This is a genomic window from Anoxybacillus sp. LAT27 (assembly GCF_022030075.1).
GTDB classification, from domain to species: Bacteria; Bacillota; Bacilli; order Bacillales; family Anoxybacillaceae; genus Anoxybacillus; species Anoxybacillus kestanbolensis.
Window position 1 is genome coordinate 1 of record NZ_JAIWYK010000301.1, and the last position, 233, is coordinate 233.

General features: G+C 68.2%; 1 protein-coding gene. It reads left to right on the forward strand.

Annotated features, from left to right (window positions below):
* Positions 1-13 precede the first annotated feature (13 nt).
* A partial coding sequence (locus LD028_RS09540) for a GGDEF domain-containing protein (RefSeq protein ID WP_237811679.1) occupies positions 14-233 on the forward strand: 220 nt, incomplete at its 3' end.

Genomic DNA, 233 nt, shown 5'->3' on the forward strand with positions numbered 1-233 from the left:
CGGGCGGCGGCTGATGTCCGAATCGGACGTGCGCGGCCAGCCGCTCGCGGTGATCATGGTCGATCTCGATTATTTCAAGCGCCTCAACGACCATCACGGCCATCAGGCGGGCGACCGCGTGCTGCAGACCATCGGCCGCTTCCTGACCGACCGGGTGCGCCAGACCGATTTCGTCTTCCGCACGGGCGGCGAGGAGATCCTCATCCTGCTGCCCGGTGCCACGGCGGCGCAGG